The sequence below is a fragment of the Shewanella sp. T24-MNA-CIBAN-0130 genome, assembly GCF_040310185.1.
Lineage (GTDB): Bacteria > Pseudomonadota > Gammaproteobacteria > Enterobacterales > Shewanellaceae > Shewanella > Shewanella psychromarinicola.
This window is the reverse complement of record NZ_JBEOPP010000406.1, coordinates 1-258: the sequence shown is the minus strand read 5'-3', so window position 1 is coordinate 258 and position 258 is coordinate 1. Positions and strand designations below refer to the sequence as shown.

Here is a 258-nt window from a genome sequence, read left to right as displayed (position 1 = left end):
CTATCACCTCAACGACTGTGAAGCCATCGATCCGTGCGCCAACGTCTAAGCCCGTTAATAACTGATAACGATAGATATCGTGAAGGGCAAACGGGTCATTATTACCATTGTCATTATTTACATTGTCACTACTGTCGTTAGTATGATCACCGTCGCCTGTCTTTTTTTTATGGAGTAATTGCGTCTTTATACCGAGTATTATCATCGTTAAATTGTCATGACTGCCCTCATTAAACGCCTGCTCGCATAGGTTTTGAC

1 protein-coding gene is annotated in these 258 nt (G+C 41.9%); it reads right to left on the bottom strand.

Annotated features, from left to right (window positions below; translation table 11 throughout):
• Nucleotides 1–258: hypothetical protein (locus AAEZ02_RS22900; RefSeq protein WP_351125417.1), on the bottom strand; the 258-nt coding region annotated here is incomplete at both ends.